Origin of the sequence: Massilia sp. CF038 (genome assembly GCF_900129765.1) — a bacterium.
Lineage (GTDB): Bacteria > Pseudomonadota > Gammaproteobacteria > Burkholderiales > Burkholderiaceae_D > Telluria_A.
Map to the genome: position 1 here is coordinate 949,402 of NZ_FQWU01000002.1, position 18,254 is coordinate 967,655.

Here is an 18,254-nt window from a genome sequence, read left to right on the forward strand (position 1 = left end):
ACGGCACTCAGAATTGGTTAAGAATGGCGCCCAGCACCGTGATGCCGGAACCGCTCATGGATTGCGACAGCGCGCTCACGCCGCCCAGCGGGCTGCTATCCTTGCGCGCCACCACCAGGGCAGCGCCCGCGCACAGGGCCACGCAGCGCGCGTCGACCTGGGGACCGGCGGCGGGGGTGTCGATCAGCACCACGTCGTAGTAGCGCGCCAGTGCACCGACCAGCTTGCCGAAACCGGGCCGGCCCAGCAGCTCGGCCGGATTCGGCGGCGCCGCACCGGACGTGAGCACCGACAGGCCCGTCATTTCAGGGATCTGCTGCACCGCTTCGGCGCCCGCGCGTCCGGTCAGCAGGGCCGACAGGCCCACCCGGTTCGACAGGCCAAACAGGGCGTGCTGGCGCGGGTTGCGCAGGTCGGCGTCGATCAGCAGGGTGCGCTGGCCCAGCTGGGCAAACGCCACCGCCAGGTTCGAGGCCACGAACGTGCGCCCTTCATGCGGCTCGACACTGGTTATGGCCAGGGCATGCTGGCCGGGGCCGTGGAACCAGCGCTGGGTCAGTTCGGTGCGCAGCACGCGGATCGCTTCGGCCTCGGCGCCAAACGGCGAAAACGCCTGCACCAGCTCGCTGCTCAGCGCGGTGCTGTCCGACAGCAGATACGGCGAATCGAACTGGCGCGCCAGCGCCAGCTCGACGTCGGCGGCCGTCAGCAAGCCAAGGCTGATGGCTGCCTGCCCGAACGATTGGCCGGCCGCGCGCTGGCGGGCCAGGATTTTTTTGGTCTCGCCTGGATCGAGGCGGCCAGCTGCCACCAGGATCGCACCGAGCATGCGCTGCGCGGAACGGGCGGCGGGAGCGCCAGCCGGCCCTGCACTGCCGGCGGCATGAAATGGCGTATCGTTGGTGGTCATGGTTGTTCCGATTCAGTGAAGGAGGGACAGCTCAGGCAACGCGCCGCTGGCGCTTGACGGGCGCGCTGCCAATCGAGCCCAGCAGTACCAGCCCGGCCGATTCGCGCAAGTCGTGCGCCGAACGCACGCGCCGGTCCATCAATTCCAGCAGCATGGCCCCGCCCACGCCCAGCAGCAGGCCGGCGGCCAGGCCAATCAGGGCATTGAGCACCAGCTTGGGTCCGAACGGCTTGAACGGCGCCAGCGCCGGGGTCAGCACCGCCACGTCGGACTGGTTGGCCTGGGCTTCGATATTGGTCAGGGCCAGCCGGTTTGCCACCGAGTCATAGGCGCGCTGGGCACTGTCGACTTCCTTGCTCAGCACGGTCAATTCGTCGCGCGCGCGGTTCAGGCGCAGCACCTTGTCGCGCTGGGTGCGCAGCGCCGCAGCCGCCTCGTCGCCGCGCTGGCGCAGGATGGTCGCGTTGGCGCTGACGGTGGCCGAGGTGGCAGCCACCTGGGCGGCCAGGTCGGCGCGCAGCTTGTCGACTTCGGCCTTGGCGCTCTGGTACTGCGGGTGATTCTTGTCGAGCCGCTGGGCGATTTCGGACAGCTTCGATTCGGCCACGCCCAGCGCCACTTTCAGGTTCTGGATCATGGGATTGTTGGCCACGTCGGGCGAGCCGACTCCGCCCGCGGCGCTGCGCCCGCGCGCCGACGCTTCCATCGCCAGACCCTGGGCCACCACGGCCTGGCTGGACAATTCGTTCAGGCGCACGGTTTCCACGTCCAGGCTGCGGTCGGTGCTGACAATGCCGTTTTCCTGCTGATACTTCGACAGGCGCTGCTGGGCCGTTTCCAGCTTGTCGCGCAAGACCTTGACCTGGTCGTCAAAATACACGGCGGTGCGCTGCGAGGGCTGCACTTTCAGGTCGATGCTCGTTTGCAGGTAGGCGGCGGCAAAGGCATTGGCCACGCGCGCGGCCATGCTGGGATCGGTGCCGATGTAACTGATCTGCAGCACGCTGCTCTCGCGCGCCGGCTGCACTGCCAGCTTGCCCAGCAAGCCTGCCGCCAGCCAGTCGCGCAACTCGCCCTTGCCGCCGGTGGCGTTCAGGAAGTGGGTCTGGACGTTCGGCGTTTCGGTCAGCTTGAGCGCATCTACCACTTTGAGTGCCACGCTCATGCTGCCGACGATTTCAATCTGGGTCTGCATGTAGCCTGGCAGCAGCTGCGAAGCCATGGCCTGGCCCGTCACCGGATCGCTGCCCTTGTAGTTGAGCACCAGCGAGGTCGTGGCCTGGTAGGTTTTCGGCGTCATCATGGTCACGCCAATGGCGGCGGCCAGCGCCAACAGCGGCGCCAGCACCACGATCGGCCAGCGCGCGCGCAGGATCAGCAGGGCCTGGGTCAGGTTCATTAGAACAGGCTCTCTTTGACGTAGACCACGTCGTCAATCTGGATCACGTCGCTCTCTTTGGCAGCGAACTCGGTGACCTTGCCTTCGCTGTCGCGGCGCTTGATGCGCATGCCGCGCTCGGTGCCGCGCAGCGACAGGCCGCCACCGACCGACAGCGCCTGCTGCACCGTCATGGCCGGCTCCAGGCGGTAGGCGCCCGGCTTTTGCACTTCACCGTAAATGTAGAAGCGCGGCGCGCGCTCGACAAACACCACGTCGCCGGTGACCAGGTCCAGGTTCAGCTTCAGGTCGCCCGCCCGCATCATCTTGACCAGGTCGACTGTCTCTTTCACGCTTTTGCCGTCGCGCTGGCGAATCAGGTAGACAATGTCGCCGCCCTCAGGCAGCACGCCGCCAGCCAGCGCCAGAATGTCAATCAAGCCCTGCTTGCCATCGACCGGGTAACGGCCTGGCTTCGATACCTGCCCCAGCACCGACACCATGCGGCTTTGCGGCGAGGTCACCAGAATATTGACTTGCGGCTTCTTCACGAAACCGCCGCTCACCAAGAGGCCGGCCAGCTTGGTTTCGGCAGCCGACACCGACAGTCCGCCCACTTCCACCTGCCCCACCAGCGGGAAGCTGATGGTGCCGGCCTGGCTGATGCGTGTTTCCAGCGCCAGGTCGGGGTTGCCGTAGACGGAGATTTTGACCAGGTCGCTGGGACCGAGCACCACTTCTTCAGCGCGGGCCAGCCCGCTGACACTGAGCAGCAATGCGCACAGTGCAATCACGATTTTGTTCATCATTTCTCCATGGATGTCGATGGCAGCGCGCCCAGCGCACTTGCCGTACTGTCTTGTTGTTGCTTGAAATAGTTGATCTTGGCCAGCCCGCGCAGGCGCTCGATCTCGGCTTGTTCGGCACGCGCTCGCGCGCTTTCGCGCAGTGCGGCTTCGGCCTGGGCCAGCGCTTGCGCCTCGGGCACGGGATCGGCACGCACATCGCGCAGCGCGTCGATCGTGGTTTGCGGACCGGCCACCACCACGAACAGCTGGTGCTTGCGCATGGTTTGCAGGCGTGTTAGCAGAGGCGCTTCCAGTTCGCTGCTGTGGCGCGCCAGACGCGCGCGCGAGTACGGCACCTTGCGCGCGTCGAGCCAGGCCGCAACCTGTTCCAGCGAGCCGGCGCGGTCCACCTGCTGTTTGAGGGCAGCGCTGAAGTCCTTGCTGTCGAGGACGAACTGTTCAATGACAAACAATTTGCGCTCGGCGAACAGGGCTGCGTGCTCGTTCAGATAAGCCGCAATGGCGGCGCTGCTGGGCGCCGGCAGCGCCGCTGCCTTGCTTTCCAGGTAGGCCTGGGCCAGGATCGCCGTATTCGAGCGCGCCATGGCTTGCTGCACCAGAGGCTCGCGGTCCAGCTTGTGCTGGATGGCTGCCTCTTGCAGCAGCTGGGTATCGATCAGGAAGTCGACATGGGCCTTGTCCACGGGCGCGGCGGCCGGTGTCTGCAGACGGATATCGATGCCATTGACGGTGGCCAGGGGCGCGGCAGGCACCGAATCGGCACCGGCCGGACGGCAGCCCTGCAGGGAGACAAACGCCAGCGCGCCCAGCGCGGCGCATGCGATGCGGGGAGCGTTCACGACAGCGTCCGCGTCGGGCGCAAGGCAAAGCCGGGGCCACGGTGGCGCGCCAGGTACACCACGCAGCCAACGAGCAACAACAGCAAGGCGGCAAACGGCGGCTGTGGCCGTTCCGCCACCAGCCCGGCTGCCGCGCTGGCCGGCACCGGCACCGGGAATTGCGAGGCGCTGGCCACTGGCGCCGCAGGCAGGCGTTCGCCAATCAGTTCGAGACGGCCGGACGGGCCGCCTTGCGCGTCGAGCGAAGGCGCCAGTTCAATGACAGGTACCCCGGCGCCGGCAAATCCGGCGGCGCTCAGCAGCAAAGCCGCGAGCACGAATCGTAGAGAGCTCATAGCATCCTTTCGTTGGTGGTTAGGGAATGGGTTAGTAAGCATTGTCTCGGCCCAGCACGACTTTCACGGTGCGCAGCACGATCCACAGATCAAGCGAGAGCGACCAGTTGCGCAGATAGTCGAGATCGAATTCGATCCGCGCTGCCATCTTGTCGAGCGTGTCGGTTTCGCCGCGCAAGCCATTGACCTGGGCCCAGCCGGTGATGCCCGGTTTGACCTTGTGGCGCAGCATGTAGCCCTTGATCAGGCCACGGTATTGTTCGTTGTGCGCCACCGCGTGCGGACGCGGGCCCACGATGCTCATGCTGCCGCCCAGCACATTGAGGAACTGCGGCAGCTCGTCCAGCGAGGTGCGGCGCAGCACTGCGCCCAGGCGCGTGACGCGCTGGTCGCCCTTGCGCGCCTGGGTGACACGGGCGCCGTCTTCGGCCACCGACATCGAGCGGAATTTGTAGACCACGATTTCTTCGCCGTTGAGCCCGTAGCGGCGCTGGCGGAAAATGACAGGGCCCTTGGAAGTGAACTTCACGGCCGCGGCAATGCTCAGCATGACAGGCGCCAGCATCAGCAGGCTGATACTGGCCAGCACGATGTCGCTGGCGCGCTTGACCAAGGAATTCAAACCCGAGAATGGCGTTTCGCAAATGGCCACCACTGGCATGCCGCCCACTTCGTCAAAACGCGCCTGCATCAGGTCGAACGTGACCAGGTCGGGCAGGAAGTAGATCGAGGCCGTGGTGTCCTGCAATTCGTCGAGCAGCTGGCGCCCGCGCGGCTGGGCCGACATCGACTGGCTGATGAAGATCATGTTGATGCCCTGCTCGCGCACGTACACGGCGGCGTCGGCCATCTTGCCCAGGAACGGCGCCTGCGACATTTGTTCGGCCAGGCGCTCCTCGGCGCGGTCGTCGAAAAAGCCGCGCACTTCCATCATCCGGTGCGGCGACTCGGCAATGCGTTTGGCCAAGGTGAGGCCGGTTTGATTGAGGCCGACAATGACCACCGTGCGGGTTTGCCCGGCGCTGTGCAGGCCGAAGGCGAAGCGGCGCAGCGCCAGGTGGCCGGCCAGCAAAATGAAGGGGGTGGCACCAAACCAGGTCCAGATCACGCGCTCCGAATACAAGTAGGAGTACCCGGTGGCGTAGCCGATCAGCACGATGATGGCGACAAAGATGGCCCAGCCAAAAAAGATGCCGCGCGCCAGGGCGCGCAAGCTGCCGATGCGCCAGTTGCGGTGCGAATCGATCTGTTCGTGCAGATACGAGGACACGAAGAACGCGATAATCGCCAGCACCAGATAGTGGCCGGAGAACGGCTCGTGCTGCACGCGCGTGAGCACGAACAGGGTGCCGAGGATGACGACCGGATCGAGCATTCGCTTAAAAAACGAAAACACCGGGATATCGCGGACTGTGGTCAGGTGCATACGTTCAGAACTCGTATTTAAGAGACATTTGCAAGCCGCTGCTCGGGTAACTGTTTCCGGGCTGCGTGGAACGGCGTTCAGTGCGGAAAGCCTGTCCGGCCAATCGCAAGTGCGCCGTGGCGCGGTACTGGAGTTTGACCACGGCGCTGTTCACACGATCCTCGCGTTCAGGCGCCGTTGCCGGTATTCCTGCCAGGCCGCTGTACTGGCTGGTTTCATTCTTGAACAGGGCGTCGACGCGCACCTTGTCGCTGGCATTCCAGATCGTGCCCAGATTGACGCCCTGATTCAGGGTGTAGCTGGCGGTGATATCGTCAATCGCGCCAATTTCGCGCCAGGCCCCGAAAGCGAGCGTGACCTTGCCGCTCACCATCGAGTTGGCCTGCAGGCGCGCGTTCAGGCCGCTGTAATCGCGCGCCGGAAAATCATCGTGCTTGCGCCGCACCGGGCCGCCCAGAAACTGCAGCTGGCTTTTGCGCGTGACCAGCCAGTTCACCTTGATCTTCAACTCGTCCTGCGTGTAACTGTTATCGACCAGCAGCGCCCCCACCTGCTGCCCGAACGGATAGCGGCCGGTGGTGTGGCGCAACTGGGTGCCCACGGTACTGCCGCTGCGCGCCAGGTAATCGAGCCCCAGCTCGCTCATTTGTTCGATCCGGTCCAGCCCTTTTTGCGACAGCAGCTCATGCTCGAGGTCGGAACGCGAAGCGCCGGCGCGCACGCGCCAGCTCGGATGCAACAGGTAGCCACCGTCAGCGAACTGGCGGCGTTCCGCGCGCAGATTGCGTTCGCGGCCGTGGAAATTCACAAACGGCGCCAGCGCCTTCACATAACTGGCGCCGATGTTGCCGTCGACATGTTCGCCCACGCGCCAGTTCCAGTTCGCGCGCAAGTCATGCGCGTTATGGTCGAGCTCTGGCAACTGGTCGTAACGAATATTGGTGAAATTGAGCGCTGCTGACAGCGCTTGCTGACTGATACGCTTGTCGACCAGTACACCGGCGCTGGCCTGGCGCGAACTGGTCGATTGCGCGCCGGCGCCGCCATTGACGCCTTCGTCGGCGCCGAGCAGATTGTCCTCATGCGTCAACGCATAGCCAACGTAAGGCCGGACCACTTGCTCAGGCGCGGCCAGCGCGGGCAAACTCGTTAACGCTCCCAATAATTGCGCGCAGCACGCTGCGCGCACAGCAGTATCGGATTTCATTGAAGCCGCTCCATTCAAAAGATTTGCACAAAGGCTCACACCAGCGCCCAGCGTGCAGGAATGCAACAGCCACAGCAGGTTCCGATAATTGCCGAACCGCGGCGCACTGCGCCGCAGCATGGCGGTCAGAAATTGAGTCAATTTTGATGCCCCCATCACAGGGTCGCCCGGATCGCATGCCAGTCCGACGGACTGTTTTCCCATCAGTTCATGCACACCCGGTGTGTCTTGATTTACATCAAATTGTCGAAGAAATTATAGATTAATTTGAATTGTTGCATGTGCGTTAATTTCGAATCGTGCGTAACAAATGCAACAGAATGTAACTGAAATATTCCTACGCTTTCTTCCTACCAACCTCTTCCCTCCTCCGCCGCGCAATTGACGATGGCACGATTTTTTACATAACAATCAATTGCTTAGCGAATATATGCATGAATTTTGCGCTCATCCCGCACGGGTAACGGCGCGCGCGCGCACCGTTGTAATGTAGCAAAAGAGACATTTTCGCATTTTGTTGCGACGCGCAAAATATTACGTTCCAATACGACATTTGCAATAATCGAGTGACAATTTAAATAGTAAAAAGATACCAAACTGTTGCGCTGAATCAATATTTTTTACGTACTGCAATAGAACTTGCCTCAAGAAAGCATAATATTGCCGTACGGGAAAACTTTGATGAGGTGATGTATGTTTCAGGCTCTGGTAAAACAAACAAACGTGGCTGCGCGCCCTGTCCGCACGGTCCTGTCAGTCGTGCTCAGCACAATGGCATTGAGCGCATGCGGCGGCGGTGGTGGTGACGCCCCGATCCCCAATCAAGTACAGGCGGCGACGTCGACCCAGCCGCCCGTCCCCGCCGCACCGGCGCCAGCAAGCCCGCCAGCCAACCCGGCACCAGCGGCCACTCCGGCACCAGCTGCCAACTCGGCGCCACTGGCCACGACCACCAATGCCCCGGCCCCGACCACCGGCGCTGCGGCCCTGGCATCGGATGCCATCTTTGCCCCGACCAGCTTCTGGTATCAACCGATCCCGGCCAATGTCGCGCTGCATGCAAACACCACCGGCTTCCTGGCCGACTTCCTGCGCCAGAAAGCGTCCTACTACGGCACCGTCAACATCAACACCTGGGCCTATGCCAGCCCGGTGTACAACGCGGCCGCCGATACGCCGACCACCAAAGTTGCGTACTCCAACTGTCAGCAGAAGATTTATGGCGAACCGGCGCTCGAAGCCCAGTGGACCGCCGTGCCGATTCCTGCCGGCGCGGCCCCGGCCGACGGGACCGACTCGGAAATGACCGTGTACCAGAAGTCGACGGACACGCTGTGGGAATTCTGGGTGACCAAGAACGTGAACGGTGCCTGGCAAGCTTGCTGGGGCGGCAAGATGACCAATGTCAGCAAAAGCAATGGCATCTTCCCCTTCCCGTATGGCACCACGGCCACCGGCCTGCCCTTCATTGGGGGCCAGATCACGGCCGAAGAACTGGCACGCGGAGAAATTCGCCACGTGATTGGCATCTCGCTGGTGGAAACGGAAACCAACAGCATTCTGTCGTGGCCGGCGCTGCGTTCGGATGGTTTCAACCCGACGCTGGCACCGAACCGCATTCCGGAAGGCTTGCGCTTCCGCCTTGACCCGACCATCAATGTGGACGTGCTGCCGATGACGGCAGCGGGCAAGATCATCGCCAAGGCAGCGCAGAAGTACGGCTTTATTGTGTGGGACAAGGCGGGCGCCATTTCGATCCGTGCCCAGAATCCGAAAACCTACACGGCCCAGGGCCAGGCCAATCCCTACCCCGCGCTGTTTGCCAACAAACCTTCGTATGCCGTGCTCGATGGCTTCCCTTGGGAAAAGCTGCAGTTCTTGCCGATGAATTACGGCAAGCCCTGATTCAGCGGCACCGCCGTAGCACTTACAATGGCAGCGACGTGCAAACGTCGCTGCCATTTTTTTCGTCCGATGCGATTGCGTCACCGCGCTAGTGCGTGCGCCGCCTCCCAAGACAAAGGAACTCATGTACAAATTCATCTTGCTGGCGTGGGCCATCAGCTTCTCGCAAGACATTTTTGCCTGCTCATGCGATGTCACACCGCTGGACACTGTTGCCGTGCGCAGCGCCCCGCAGATCGTCATCTTCCGCCTGGTCAGTGCGCGCGTCGCAGCCAGCAGGGACGGTACGGGCGCCCGCAACGACGTCATCGGAACAGTGCAGCCGGTTGAGAGCCTGCGCGGTCGCAAGAGCGCCATGCGCGAAGTGCAGTTTTCTACCGAGCCTTGCTGTGGTCTGCGGCTGGACGTCGGGGCGTATTTCGCGGCGTTTCCCGATCAAAATCAGTCACGGTTCTTCGCGAATAACGGCAACCTGATCGAACTGGGACACGCCGCCGCCTTCCAGGACGGCCGCGACCGGCTGATAAAAGTGCTCGAAGGCCGACAAACCTTAAACAGTGTATTTGGGCGCAGCGTGCGCGACAGGACCGAGCAGTCGCCGGTACTTCCTCCCTGTGTCGAGCCGGGCAAAATCAGGCTGAGTACGCCGTAAATATGCGCGTGCAGACACCTGCGCTGGCCCAGTATGTGTCCGATTCTAAACATCACGCGACTATTTCTGATAGGCTCGGGCCGCGGAATGAGAATTTATTTTAGGAATGGATCACATGGCGAAGGCATCAAGCAGCGTGCAGGATCGCAAGCTGAGAGAATCCGAACAGCGCCGCAAGGACATCATCAAGGTCGTCCGAAAGCTGATTAAAACGGGCGGCACGCGCGAGATGACGCTGCGCAAAGTCGCGGAACACGCGGGCTTTTCCACGACCGTGGTGTATGGCCTGTTCAAGGACAAAGCCACCCTGATCACCCAGGCCATGGACGAGGATGTCCTGGCCCTGGTCAAGGCCATGCGCGCTGCGGTCGACCCGGCCCTGTCCCCGATCGACAACATCAAGCGCGTCGGCCGCGCCTACGTCACCTTTGGTTTGCAGCACCCGGACCAGTACGCACTGGTGTTCATGGAACGGCGCCCGCACACGCCAGTGGAAAACTCCATGCTCGAGCATGGCAACCAGGTGCAGGACCCCTACGCTTTTGGGGTACAACTGTTCGTCGAACTGGCCGCCGCCGGCCATGTGAATAAGGCCCAGATCGAAGCCATGGCCCAGATTTTCTGGGAAGGCATTCACGGCATGACCTCGCTGCGCCTGGTCTTTGGCGACAAGGAAATGTGGTTCGAACACGACGCCTTCGACGTCCACATCGACGCCCTCATGGATGTCCTGATCACCGGCATCTTGCACCGCTTCCGCCCCTGAGTTCCCCTTTCAAGCACCCGACCCGGCCCGCGCACGGCAGAAAATAAAACGTTGTTTTATTTTTGATACGTCGTTATTATCCAGCACATTGTTCTGACAATTGCGGAGGTTGGATGCACACGGTTTCGGACCTGGTATCGGCATGAGAACACAGCGCAGATGGTTCCTCAAAACCGGCGCTGCCGCCCTTGCAGCGGGCCTGCTTCCGCTACGCATCGCGCCGGCGCAGGCCGCGCAAGCGAGTACTGCCACCCACTGGGAAAACTGGTCCGGCATCGTGCAGTGCAAGGCCCAGGCGCTGGCCCAGCCGGCCGATGAAGGCGCCGTTGCCACTCTGCTTGCCGGCGCCAGCGGCGCGGTGCGCTGCGTGGGCGCCGGCCACTCGTTCACGCCCCTGGTGCCAACAGACGGCACCCTCCTTTCGTTGGACCGGGTAGCCGGCCTGCTTGCGCACGACAAGGCCGCCCTGAGCGCCACCCTGCATGGCGGCACCCGGCTGGCGCAGGTGTCCGCGCAGCTCGACAGCGCGGGCCTGGCCTTGCGCAATCTGCCTGACATCAATATCCAGTCGCTGGCGGGCGCCATCAGCACTGCCACCCATGGCACCGGCGCCGAACTGCCCGCCATGCACGCCGATGTCACGGCGCTGCGCATCGTCACGCCCCAGGGCGAGCTGGTCGACTACGACCAGTTGCGCCACCCCGACCAGCTGGCGGCCGCGCGCGTGTCGCTGGGCGCGCTGGGCGTGATCACGCGGGTGACCATGAACGTGGTGCCAGCCTTTAACCTGCGCCGCAAAGTCTGGCTGGCCCCGGTCGAAGAAATGCTCGAGCGTGCCCCGGAGCTGGCACGCACCCACCGCCATTTCGAGTTCTACTATTTGCCTTTCACCGGCTATGCGGCCGCCATCACGCATATCCCCTTTGCCGGCACCGAGGTGGCCATGCCACCCTCGCAGGACGAAGACATGCTGCGCGACCTGCGTCGCCTGCGCGACTGGCTGGGCAGCTATCCGCAATTGCGCCGCTGGAGTGCGGCCAAGCTGATCGACCCCAGCCTCACCGAACACGCCACCAACCGTTCCTGGCTGCTGCTGTCGAACACGCGCCCCACCCGCTTCAATGAAACCGAATGCCATGTCCCGCGCGACGCCGGCATTGCCTGCGTGCGCGACGTGATCCGCACACTGGAAAAGCGCAACGAAGTATTCTTCCCCTTGGAGTTTCGCTTCGTCAAAGGCGACGATGCCTGGCTTAGCCCCTTCTACAAACGCGACAGCTGCTCGATTGCCGTCCACGCCGCGCAAGGCGAACCTTACGCTTATCTGATGTCGGAAATTGGCCCCGTGTTCCGCAAATACCAGGGCCGCCCGCACTGGGGCAAACTGCACAACTTCAGCACGGCCGAACTAGCGGCCCTGTACCCCCGCTTCAAGGACTTTCTGGAACTGCGGCGCAGCCTGGACCCGCGCGGACGCATGCTCAATCCGCATCTGCGCACCCTGTTCGGAGTGGCCACATGAAACGGCGCACCATGGTCGCCGCCCTTGGCGCTGGCCTGGTCGGCGCCGGCGCGCTGGCCCTGCACCCGGGCCAGCGCGGCGCCCCGCATGCGCCCTATTTCGCCCGCATGGCCGCGGCCTTGCGCGCGGCGGGCATCGCCACCCCCACCATGGTCATCGACCGCGACGCCCTGCACAATAACGCGGCCCAGGTCACGCGCAACATCGCCGGGCGCATGCAGCTGCGCCTGGTTGCCAAGTCGCTTCCCTGCCTGCCCTTGCTGGACGACCTGGCTGCGAGCATGCGCACCGACCGGCTGATGGTGTTCAATCTGCCGTATCTGCAGCAACTGGCCGAACAGCGTCCCGCATTCGACCTGTTACTTGGCAAACCACTCCCCGTTGCTGCGGCAGCGGCGTTCTATCAGAACCTGAAAACAGCGACCTTCAACCCGTCAACCAAACTGCAATGGCTGATCGACGGGCCGCAACGGCTGGCCCAGTACCGCGACCTGGCACGGCAGCGCCACCAGGCCATGCGCGTCAATATCGAACTCGATGTGGGCCTGCATCGTGGCGGCGTGGCCGACAGTTCGGCCCTGCAGCAGATGCTGGCCATCTTCAAGTCCGAGCCCTTGCTGGAATGGTCCGGCATGATGGGCTACGACGCCCACATCGCCAAGCTGCCCGACCTGCCCGGGGTGCGCAGCGGAGCCTTCGAACATGCCACCTCTGTGTACCGTGACTGGACCGCCACTGCCACGCACGCCTTGCATGCGGGCGCCACCCCGGCGGATCTGACGCTCAACGCAGGCGGCTCGCCCACCTACCGTCTGCATGACGGCAGCAAGACGCCGAACGAAGTGGCGCTCGGTTCCGCCCTGGTCAAGCCAACTGACTTCGACCTCGATTCCCTGCACGACCTGGCGCCTGCCGCATTCATCGCCACCCCCGTGATCAAGGCACCGCCAGAATTCCTGATGCCCAACGGGGTCGAGTGGCTGGGCAGTCTGGCGCGCATGTGGGATGCCAATCAGCGCCGCGTGTATTTCATCTACGGCGGCAACTGGCTGGCCAATCCGGTCTCGCCCGAAGGCCTGGCGCCAAGCGGCCTGTATGGCCCATCGTCGAACCAGCAAGCCATGCTGGGCTCCGGCGCACAGAACCTGCAGATGGATGACTTCATTTTTTTCCGGCCGCGCCAGAGCGAATCCGTACTCCAGCAGTTTGGCGACATCGTCGTCATGGAAGCAGGCCGTATTACGCAACGGTGGCCGGTTCTGCCGGCCATGCCATAGGGATTGAACGACGACGAGGAGACAAGATGAACGCACAAGGATTGCGCAAGTTGATTTTCATTCTAGCCGCTGCTGCGGTGGCGCCGGCCATGGCCAGCCAGGACGCCGCAGCAGGACTCTGGCTCAGCGCCGACAAGGCAGCCATCATCGAATTCAAGGCCTGCGCCGACGCACCCGGCGCCCTGTGCGGCACCATCGTCTGGGACAAGGATGCCGGCACCCCGGCCGACGCCTGCGGCGTCATGATCGCCAAACTCAAGACCTACGAAGACGAGGCCTGGCGCAACGGCTGGGTGCACGACCCGCGCACCAAAAAGAACTACAAAGGCATTGTGCGCGTCAAGGATGCCACGCTGATGGTACGGGCCTTTATTGGCACCGAGCTGCTGGGCGAAACCGAAGTCATGACTAGGGCGAGCGCCATTCCGCCCGGCTGCAAGACCAAACAATAACAACACCGCAAGGAGACCCAATGAACACACGTATCGCCCACGCCATCGGCCTGGCCATCCTGGCTGGCGCCATCCACAGCGCGCAGGCGCAAAGCGACGAGCCGGCCGTACAAAGCTATTCGCTCGATATTGAAGCGAAGGTGCTGACCGACCGCAAGAACCGCGGCGTGTCGGACACCTACAACCGCCCCGGCGCCGAGCTGACCATGGAAGCGGTGCACGAGTCGGGGCTGGTGGGCTACCTGCAGCTGGGTACCGTGCGCAAGGAGATTTTTCCGGAGACGAACGGGCTGCAGGTGACAGGCGCCGTGGGCTACCGCTGGGGCAAACCGGATGGCTGGCATTTTGGCGTGGGCGCGGCGCAGGAATGGTTCCCGGGCGCGAAGGTCAACAACGCGCCAACCGGCATTGACTGGAGCACGGGCGAACCCACCGGGCTGACCGACACCAAGTTCGACACCACCTACGCCATTTTTGAATTTGCTTACGGCGTGGTCGAAGCGCGGTATCTGTACGTGACCAGCAAAGACCTGCGCGGCAATAACACCGCCATCATTTGCGGCTCCACGTACATGCCGGCCGTGCTGGCGGGCGGCGATCCAAGCAAGGCCATCGCCTGCTACGAAGGCGGCTTCGAACATTCGCGCGGCTCCCAGCTGCTGGACGTGGGCGTCGAACATAAACTGACGGGACAGACCAAACTGATTGGCCACCTGGGCTTCCAGAAAATGCGGCACTTCCGCGACGGTGACCTGGTCGACTACAAATTCGGCGTGGTTCATACCCGCTGGGGCCTGGACTTTGGTGCCGAAATTGCCGGGGCCGCGCTACGCAACCGTGAACTGGCAGTGGTGCTCGACAGTGCGGGCCGCAGCAAGAAGGTCGACCGCGCCGCGCTGATCCTGTCACTTGCCAAACGTTTTTGAGGGCACTACACACATAAAAGGAGACTGCAATGACCACGCACATGCTGTTCCGACGTTTGTCCATCGCGCTTGGCGCCACCCTGATGTGCGGCGCGGCCAGCGCCGATCCTTACCTGGTAGGCCGCGGCATGGCCGACATCACGGGCGAAGCGGCGGAAGTCGGCATGATGGGTTATGCAGCCCTGTCGCAGGTCAGCGGCGGCGTTCACATGCGCCAGCGTGCGCGCGCCTTCATCGTGGTCGATCAGGCCAGCGGCAAACGCACCGTGTTTGTCAACAACGACCTGGGCATGGTGTTCCAGGGTGTGCAGCAGGAAGTCATCCGCCAGCTGCAGGCCAGGCACGGCGCCCTGTACGGCCCGGACAACGTGGTCCTCTCGGCCACCCACACCCACAGCGGCGCGGGTGGCTTCTCGCACTACGCGCTGTACAACTTCACCACTTACGGCTTCAACAAACGCACCTTTGACGCCGCCGTCAGCGGCATTGTGCAAGCCATCGACAAGGCCCACCGCGACCTGAAACCCGGTTCGATCGCCATCGGCAAAGGCGAACTGCTGGACGCCAGCAATAACCGCTCGCTGCCGGCCTACCAGCGCAATCCCCAGGCGGAACGTGAGCGCTGGGGACGCCCGATCGATCCCGAAATGACGGTGCTGCGCTTTAAACAAGGCGCCGCCGACGTGGGCGTGATCAGCTGGTTCTCCACGCACGGCGTGTCGATGTCGCCCAACAATCACCTTCTCAGCCCGGATAACAAGGGCTATGCCGAATGGCGGTGGGAACATGAATTAAAAGGTGTGCGCTACAACGCCGACAGCGACTTTGTGGCAGCATTCGCCCAATCGAACGCGGGCGACATGACGCCCAATCTCAATCTGGATGGTACCGGCCCTACCGCCAACGAATTCGACAACACCCGCCTGATTGGTGAGCGCCAGCTGCAAAAAGCGCTGGCCATTTACAACGGCGCGCTGGAACCAATTACCGGCCCGGTGGACTACCGCCAGCGCTTCATCGATTTCTCGCGCGTGAGCGTGGCCCCGCAATTTGCCGATGGCGCCACCCGCAGCACCTGCCCCGCCGCCATCGGCAGCGCCTTCGCCGCCGGCACCGAAGATGGGCGCGGGCTGGACGGCTTCTTGGAAGGCGACCTGAAAGGCAACCCATTCTTTACTGCGCTGGGCGGCATCATCACGCCTGCACCGCAGTGGGTGCGCGACTGCCATGGCGTCAAGCCCGTACTGCTGGCGACCGGCACCCAGCAGCCCTTCCCCTGGACACCCGATGTGCTGCCGGTATCGGTGATCCGGATTGGCCAGCTGGCCATTGTGGCCGCGCCAGGAGAATTTACCATCATGGCCGGGCGCCGCGTGCGCGACACCGTGCGCGCCGCACTGGGCGACAGCGTCAAGCACGTGGTGTTTGCCGGCTACGCCAACGCCTACTCGGGCTACGTGACCACCCCGGAAGAATACGACGCCCAGCACTACGAAGGCGCCTCCACCCACTTTGGCAAATGGACGCTGGGCGCCTACCAGCAAAGCTTCCATGAACTGGCAACAGCACTGCGCACTGGCGCACCTGCTTACGCCAGCGCACCCGTGCGCGACCTGCGCAACAACCAGCTGTCATTCCAGACTGGCGTGGTGCTCGACAATACGCCGATCTTCAAAAGCTTCGGACAGACCGTGCGTGACGCAAATGCCAGCTATGCGCGTGGTCAGCGGGTCGAGGTCGAATTCTGGACCGGGCACCCAAAGAACAACCTGCGCCAGAATGGCACTTTCCTTGAAGTGCAGCGCTGGGACGGCGGCGCCTGGCGCACGGTAGCCAACGATGGCGACTGGAGCACCATCTACCGCTGGGTGCGGGTCGACCCGGTATGGGGCACCTCGAAGGCGGCCATCTCATGGGATATCCCGACTGACGCCGCGGCTGGCCAATACCGGATCCGCCACTACGGCGACTACAAAAACGGCTGGGACGGCAGCATTCACGGCCTGACCGGCACCAGCCGCACCTTCCAGGTCAATTAGCGCTGCAAGCGCCTACCTGCTTCCCGAACAGAGTGCCGAGATTAAGTTCGGCCGGGAAGCCGGACGGCGTGCGGGTCGCTGAAAAGCCTGCGCGCTGCAGTCCGGCCAGGTAGGGGTTGTTCACGTACTGCTGGCTGAAGGTGCCGGTGCCGGTGAAGTAATGCGCGAACAAATGGGCCGGATCGAGCGCGAATTCACCGCGATAGCTGGCGCCGTCGTTCGAATCATCCCAGCCCCATGGCGCATTGGCCGAATTGGTGCCGCAGGTCTTCAGACCCGAGCCGCAGTCGCCGCTGGTATTGCCTCGGAAAGTGCCCCAGTTGGCAAACGTCAGTCCTTGATTGGCTGGCTGAATCGCGTCGCTGATGGCAGCGGCAAACAGCCCGTTAGGCGCATGCATGTCCACCAGGCGGTATGGCACATTGCGGTCGTTGCCTGAAGTAGGGAATTCCGCGGCGCCCAGGGTCGGATAGTAAATCACGCCATCCTGGTTGGCCGCGCCCGTGAAGTTGCCGATGAACGGCCAGGCTTTCAAACCGTGCCCCTTCGCTTCCTGCGCCGTCTTCACGCGATTGATGCCATTGTGCGCTTCCAGCGATACCGTGCCGTCCAGGCTTTCGCTGCTGCCCTTGAAAGGGCTGCCCGGCGCCGTGTAAGAGTAAAAGTCCTTGTGGAAGACCGTGATCATGCCTTCCAGCGCGCCATAGCCCGTGCCGCTTTTACGCACTGCCATGATGGCGCCTTCGAGATCATTCTCGTGTTCCTGGTCGAAGGCAGTATCGGTCCAGTCGCGCGGGTGGTAGAAGGCGTAAGTAATGAAATAGTGGCTGCAGCTTTCGACGACCGAGTAATACACGGTGGCTGGCCACTGCGCGCTGCCGCGATTGTCCCAGTTGTTGGACGCGTCGCGGTCGCCGTCGTAATCGTAGGCCGTAATGTACTCGGATGGGTAGTCGCTTGAGTCGGTGTCCTGATAGTGCACCGGGGCGTAGCGGAAGGCCAGTTCGGCAGGGGTGGCGGCCAGTGCGCCGGACATGCAGCCTGCGGCAACTGCCAGACAGATGATCGATTTCAGCATTGCGTCTCCTTGTTGGTAAAACAGAGGGTATGAGCCTGCGAATAAAGATAGCCCGTCGTGATGACAGGCGCATGAATTTTCTGGCAATTCAGTGCCTGGAACAATACGTGACGCATAATGCTGGAATGGACCCTTCAAGCAATTCTCAGATGACGCTCAAATTACGAATTCGAGATCAAAAAAGCGCATTGACGCTTGCATTCCTGCTCGCGCTGACGCCCATTGCAAAAGCCGACTCGTGGTCCTACCCCGCGACACGCGCGGAAAAGATCTTCACGTTCGGTAAAACGAAAATCGTCATGGTCACGGACGGCACGGCAGATCGCCGCAATCCAGAATTCACCATGCAAGTGTTTAAGGATGGCGAATTGCAGGCACAGGTAAGAAACCTGTCGTTCGAAACCGTCGCCGCCTCGCCGGATGGCCACTTGTTCGTCGGCCTGTCAAACCGAGGGATTCCGGGTTCCGCCGTCGTGGTGTTCACCGACCGGGGTGCAGTTACCATGCTGGCATCGCACCGGATCGCGCAATTTGACTACTGCGACAAAAGTGTTTCGATCGTGCGGAAGTGGTACAACGAGGACGATCCGCAAATACGGTTTGGTGATGAAAACACCAAGGCCGGAACGTCAGGGATCACCTTGCGCGACTGCCGTGGTCAAACCGTGGATCTTTCCGACGCTGTGCTGAAAGCTTATGCCACCGCCGAGCGCAAGCCTCGATAGGATCTATT

17 protein-coding genes are annotated in these 18,254 nt (G+C 62.7%); 9 read left to right on the top strand and 8 right to left on the bottom strand.

What is annotated here, in order from left to right; translation table 11 throughout:
• Positions 1 to 7: 7 nt before the first annotated feature.
• The 7 genes from BUC24_RS14700 to epsL are packed head-to-tail and all read right to left on the bottom strand — an operon-like array spanning position 8 to position 6,904.
• The gene (locus tag BUC24_RS14700) at positions 8 to 910 is read right to left on the bottom strand and encodes a polysaccharide biosynthesis tyrosine autokinase (protein WP_083598933.1); all 903 of its coding nucleotides are present in this window, start codon (positions 908 to 910) and stop codon (positions 8 to 10) included.
• 31 nt (positions 911 to 941) lie between these two features.
• Positions 942 to 2,309 (bottom strand): chain length determinant protein EpsF, encoded by a 1,368-nt coding sequence (epsF, locus tag BUC24_RS14705; protein ID WP_073217550.1) that lies wholly within the window; start codon positions 2,307 to 2,309, stop codon positions 942 to 944.
• Positions 2,309 to 3,094 carry a polysaccharide export protein EpsE gene (gene epsE, locus BUC24_RS14710; RefSeq protein ID WP_073217553.1) on the bottom strand — a complete coding sequence of 262 codons (786 nt, stop codon included), beginning with the start codon at positions 3,092 to 3,094 and terminating at the stop codon, positions 2,309 to 2,311. Before epsE ends, epsF begins: the two co-directional genes overlap by 1 nt.
• Positions 3,094 to 3,936: an EpsD family peptidyl-prolyl cis-trans isomerase gene (locus BUC24_RS14715; RefSeq protein ID WP_073217556.1), complete on the bottom strand. Its 843-nt coding sequence runs from the start codon at positions 3,934 to 3,936 to the stop codon at positions 3,094 to 3,096. Before BUC24_RS14715 ends, epsE begins: the two co-directional genes overlap by 1 nt.
• A complete protein-coding gene (locus BUC24_RS26980) occupies positions 3,933 to 4,271 on the bottom strand; it encodes a hypothetical protein (protein ID WP_178372553.1) in 339 nt (112 codons plus the stop codon). The genes BUC24_RS14715 and BUC24_RS26980 overlap by 4 nt, the downstream gene beginning before the upstream one ends.
• Before the next feature lie 31 nt (positions 4,272 to 4,302).
• Complete coding sequence (locus tag BUC24_RS14725; protein WP_178372554.1) at positions 4,303 to 5,646, bottom strand: undecaprenyl-phosphate glucose phosphotransferase; 1,344 nt, start codon at positions 5,644 to 5,646, stop codon at positions 4,303 to 4,305.
• 55 nt (positions 5,647 to 5,701) lie between these two features.
• Positions 5,702 to 6,904: an XrtB/PEP-CTERM-associated polysaccharide biosynthesis outer membrane protein EpsL gene (epsL, locus tag BUC24_RS14730; protein WP_143167529.1), complete on the bottom strand. Its 1,203-nt coding sequence runs from the start codon at positions 6,902 to 6,904 to the stop codon at positions 5,702 to 5,704.
• A 723-nt stretch (positions 6,905 to 7,627) separates the two neighbouring features.
• Between epsL and BUC24_RS14735 the strand changes: the two genes are divergently transcribed.
• From BUC24_RS14735 to BUC24_RS14770, 8 genes are all read left to right on the top strand, one after another.
• Positions 7,628 to 8,809, top strand: a complete 1,182-nt coding sequence (locus BUC24_RS14735; protein ID WP_229448224.1) for a DUF4124 domain-containing protein — start codon at positions 7,628 to 7,630, stop codon at positions 8,807 to 8,809.
• A 124-nt stretch (positions 8,810 to 8,933) separates the two neighbouring features.
• Positions 8,934 to 9,461 (top strand): hypothetical protein, encoded by a 528-nt coding sequence (locus BUC24_RS14740; RefSeq protein WP_073217566.1) that lies wholly within the window; start codon positions 8,934 to 8,936, stop codon positions 9,459 to 9,461.
• 115 nt (positions 9,462 to 9,576) lie between these two features.
• Positions 9,577 to 10,227, top strand: a complete 651-nt coding sequence (locus BUC24_RS14745; protein ID WP_073220143.1) for a TetR/AcrR family transcriptional regulator — start codon at positions 9,577 to 9,579, stop codon at positions 10,225 to 10,227.
• Between the two features lie 142 nt (positions 10,228 to 10,369).
• On the top strand, positions 10,370 to 11,749 hold the full coding sequence (locus BUC24_RS14750; protein WP_073217569.1) for a D-arabinono-1,4-lactone oxidase: 1,380 nt from the start codon (positions 10,370 to 10,372) through the stop codon (positions 11,747 to 11,749).
• On the top strand, positions 11,746 to 13,026 hold the full coding sequence (locus BUC24_RS14755) for an alanine racemase (protein ID WP_073217573.1): 1,281 nt from the start codon (positions 11,746 to 11,748) through the stop codon (positions 13,024 to 13,026). Before BUC24_RS14750 ends, BUC24_RS14755 begins: the two co-directional genes overlap by 4 nt.
• Before the next feature lie 26 nt (positions 13,027 to 13,052).
• Positions 13,053 to 13,478, top strand: a complete 426-nt coding sequence (locus BUC24_RS14760) for a DUF2147 domain-containing protein (protein ID WP_073217576.1) — start codon at positions 13,053 to 13,055, stop codon at positions 13,476 to 13,478.
• A gap of 20 nt (positions 13,479 to 13,498) precedes the next feature.
• A complete protein-coding gene (locus BUC24_RS14765; protein WP_083598936.1) occupies positions 13,499 to 14,404 on the top strand; it encodes a TorF family putative porin in 906 nt (301 codons plus the stop codon).
• Positions 14,405 to 14,433: 29 nt separating this feature from the next.
• The gene (locus BUC24_RS14770) at positions 14,434 to 16,443 is read left to right on the top strand and encodes a neutral/alkaline ceramidase (protein ID WP_073217580.1); all 2,010 of its coding nucleotides are present in this window, start codon (positions 14,434 to 14,436) and stop codon (positions 16,441 to 16,443) included.
• Here BUC24_RS14770 and BUC24_RS14775 read toward each other — a convergent pair.
• On the bottom strand, positions 16,436 to 17,521 hold the full coding sequence (locus BUC24_RS14775) for a hypothetical protein (RefSeq protein WP_083598937.1): 1,086 nt from the start codon (positions 17,519 to 17,521) through the stop codon (positions 16,436 to 16,438). The genes BUC24_RS14770 and BUC24_RS14775 overlap by 8 nt on opposite strands.
• A 71-nt stretch (positions 17,522 to 17,592) precedes the next feature.
• On the opposite strand from BUC24_RS14775, the gene BUC24_RS14780 reads away from it, so the two are divergent.
• Positions 17,593 to 18,246, top strand: coding sequence for a hypothetical protein (locus BUC24_RS14780; protein ID WP_143167530.1), 654 nt, complete (start codon positions 17,593 to 17,595; stop codon positions 18,244 to 18,246).
• The last annotated feature ends 8 nt before the right edge of the window (positions 18,247 to 18,254 follow it).

Excerpts from the sequence above, each read along its gene's own strand:
- BUC24_RS14725 (WP_178372554.1), bottom strand. The coding sequence starts at position 5,646 with ATGCTCGATCCGGTCGTCATCCTCGGCACCCTGTTCGTGCTCACGCGC.
- BUC24_RS14745 (WP_073220143.1), top strand. The coding sequence starts at position 9,577 with ATGGCGAAGGCATCAAGCAGCGTGCAGGATCGCAAGCTGAGAGAATCC.
- BUC24_RS26980 (WP_178372553.1), bottom strand. The coding sequence starts at position 4,271 with ATGAGCTCTCTACGATTCGTGCTCGCGGCTTTGCTGCTGAGCGCCGCC.
- epsE (WP_073217553.1), bottom strand. The coding sequence starts at position 3,094 with ATGAACAAAATCGTGATTGCACTGTGCGCATTGCTGCTCAGTGTCAGC.
- BUC24_RS14765 (WP_083598936.1), top strand. The coding sequence starts at position 13,499 with ATGAACACACGTATCGCCCACGCCATCGGCCTGGCCATCCTGGCTGGC.
- epsF (WP_073217550.1), bottom strand. The coding sequence starts at position 2,309 with ATGAACCTGACCCAGGCCCTGCTGATCCTGCGCGCGCGCTGGCCGATC.
- epsL (WP_143167529.1), bottom strand. The coding sequence starts at position 6,904 with ATGAAATCCGATACTGCTGTGCGCGCAGCGTGCTGCGCGCAATTATTG.
- BUC24_RS14760 (WP_073217576.1), top strand. The coding sequence starts at position 13,053 with ATGAACGCACAAGGATTGCGCAAGTTGATTTTCATTCTAGCCGCTGCT.
- BUC24_RS14780 (WP_143167530.1), top strand. The coding sequence starts at position 17,593 with ATGAATTTTCTGGCAATTCAGTGCCTGGAACAATACGTGACGCATAAT.
- BUC24_RS14775 (WP_083598937.1), bottom strand. The coding sequence starts at position 17,521 with ATGCTGAAATCGATCATCTGTCTGGCAGTTGCCGCAGGCTGCATGTCC.
- BUC24_RS14755 (WP_073217573.1), top strand. The coding sequence starts at position 11,746 with ATGAAACGGCGCACCATGGTCGCCGCCCTTGGCGCTGGCCTGGTCGGC.
- BUC24_RS14740 (WP_073217566.1), top strand. The coding sequence starts at position 8,934 with ATGTACAAATTCATCTTGCTGGCGTGGGCCATCAGCTTCTCGCAAGAC.
- BUC24_RS14750 (WP_073217569.1), top strand. The coding sequence starts at position 10,370 with ATGAGAACACAGCGCAGATGGTTCCTCAAAACCGGCGCTGCCGCCCTT.
- BUC24_RS14700 (WP_083598933.1), bottom strand. The coding sequence starts at position 910 with ATGACCACCAACGATACGCCATTTCATGCCGCCGGCAGTGCAGGGCCG.
- BUC24_RS14770 (WP_073217580.1), top strand. The coding sequence starts at position 14,434 with ATGACCACGCACATGCTGTTCCGACGTTTGTCCATCGCGCTTGGCGCC.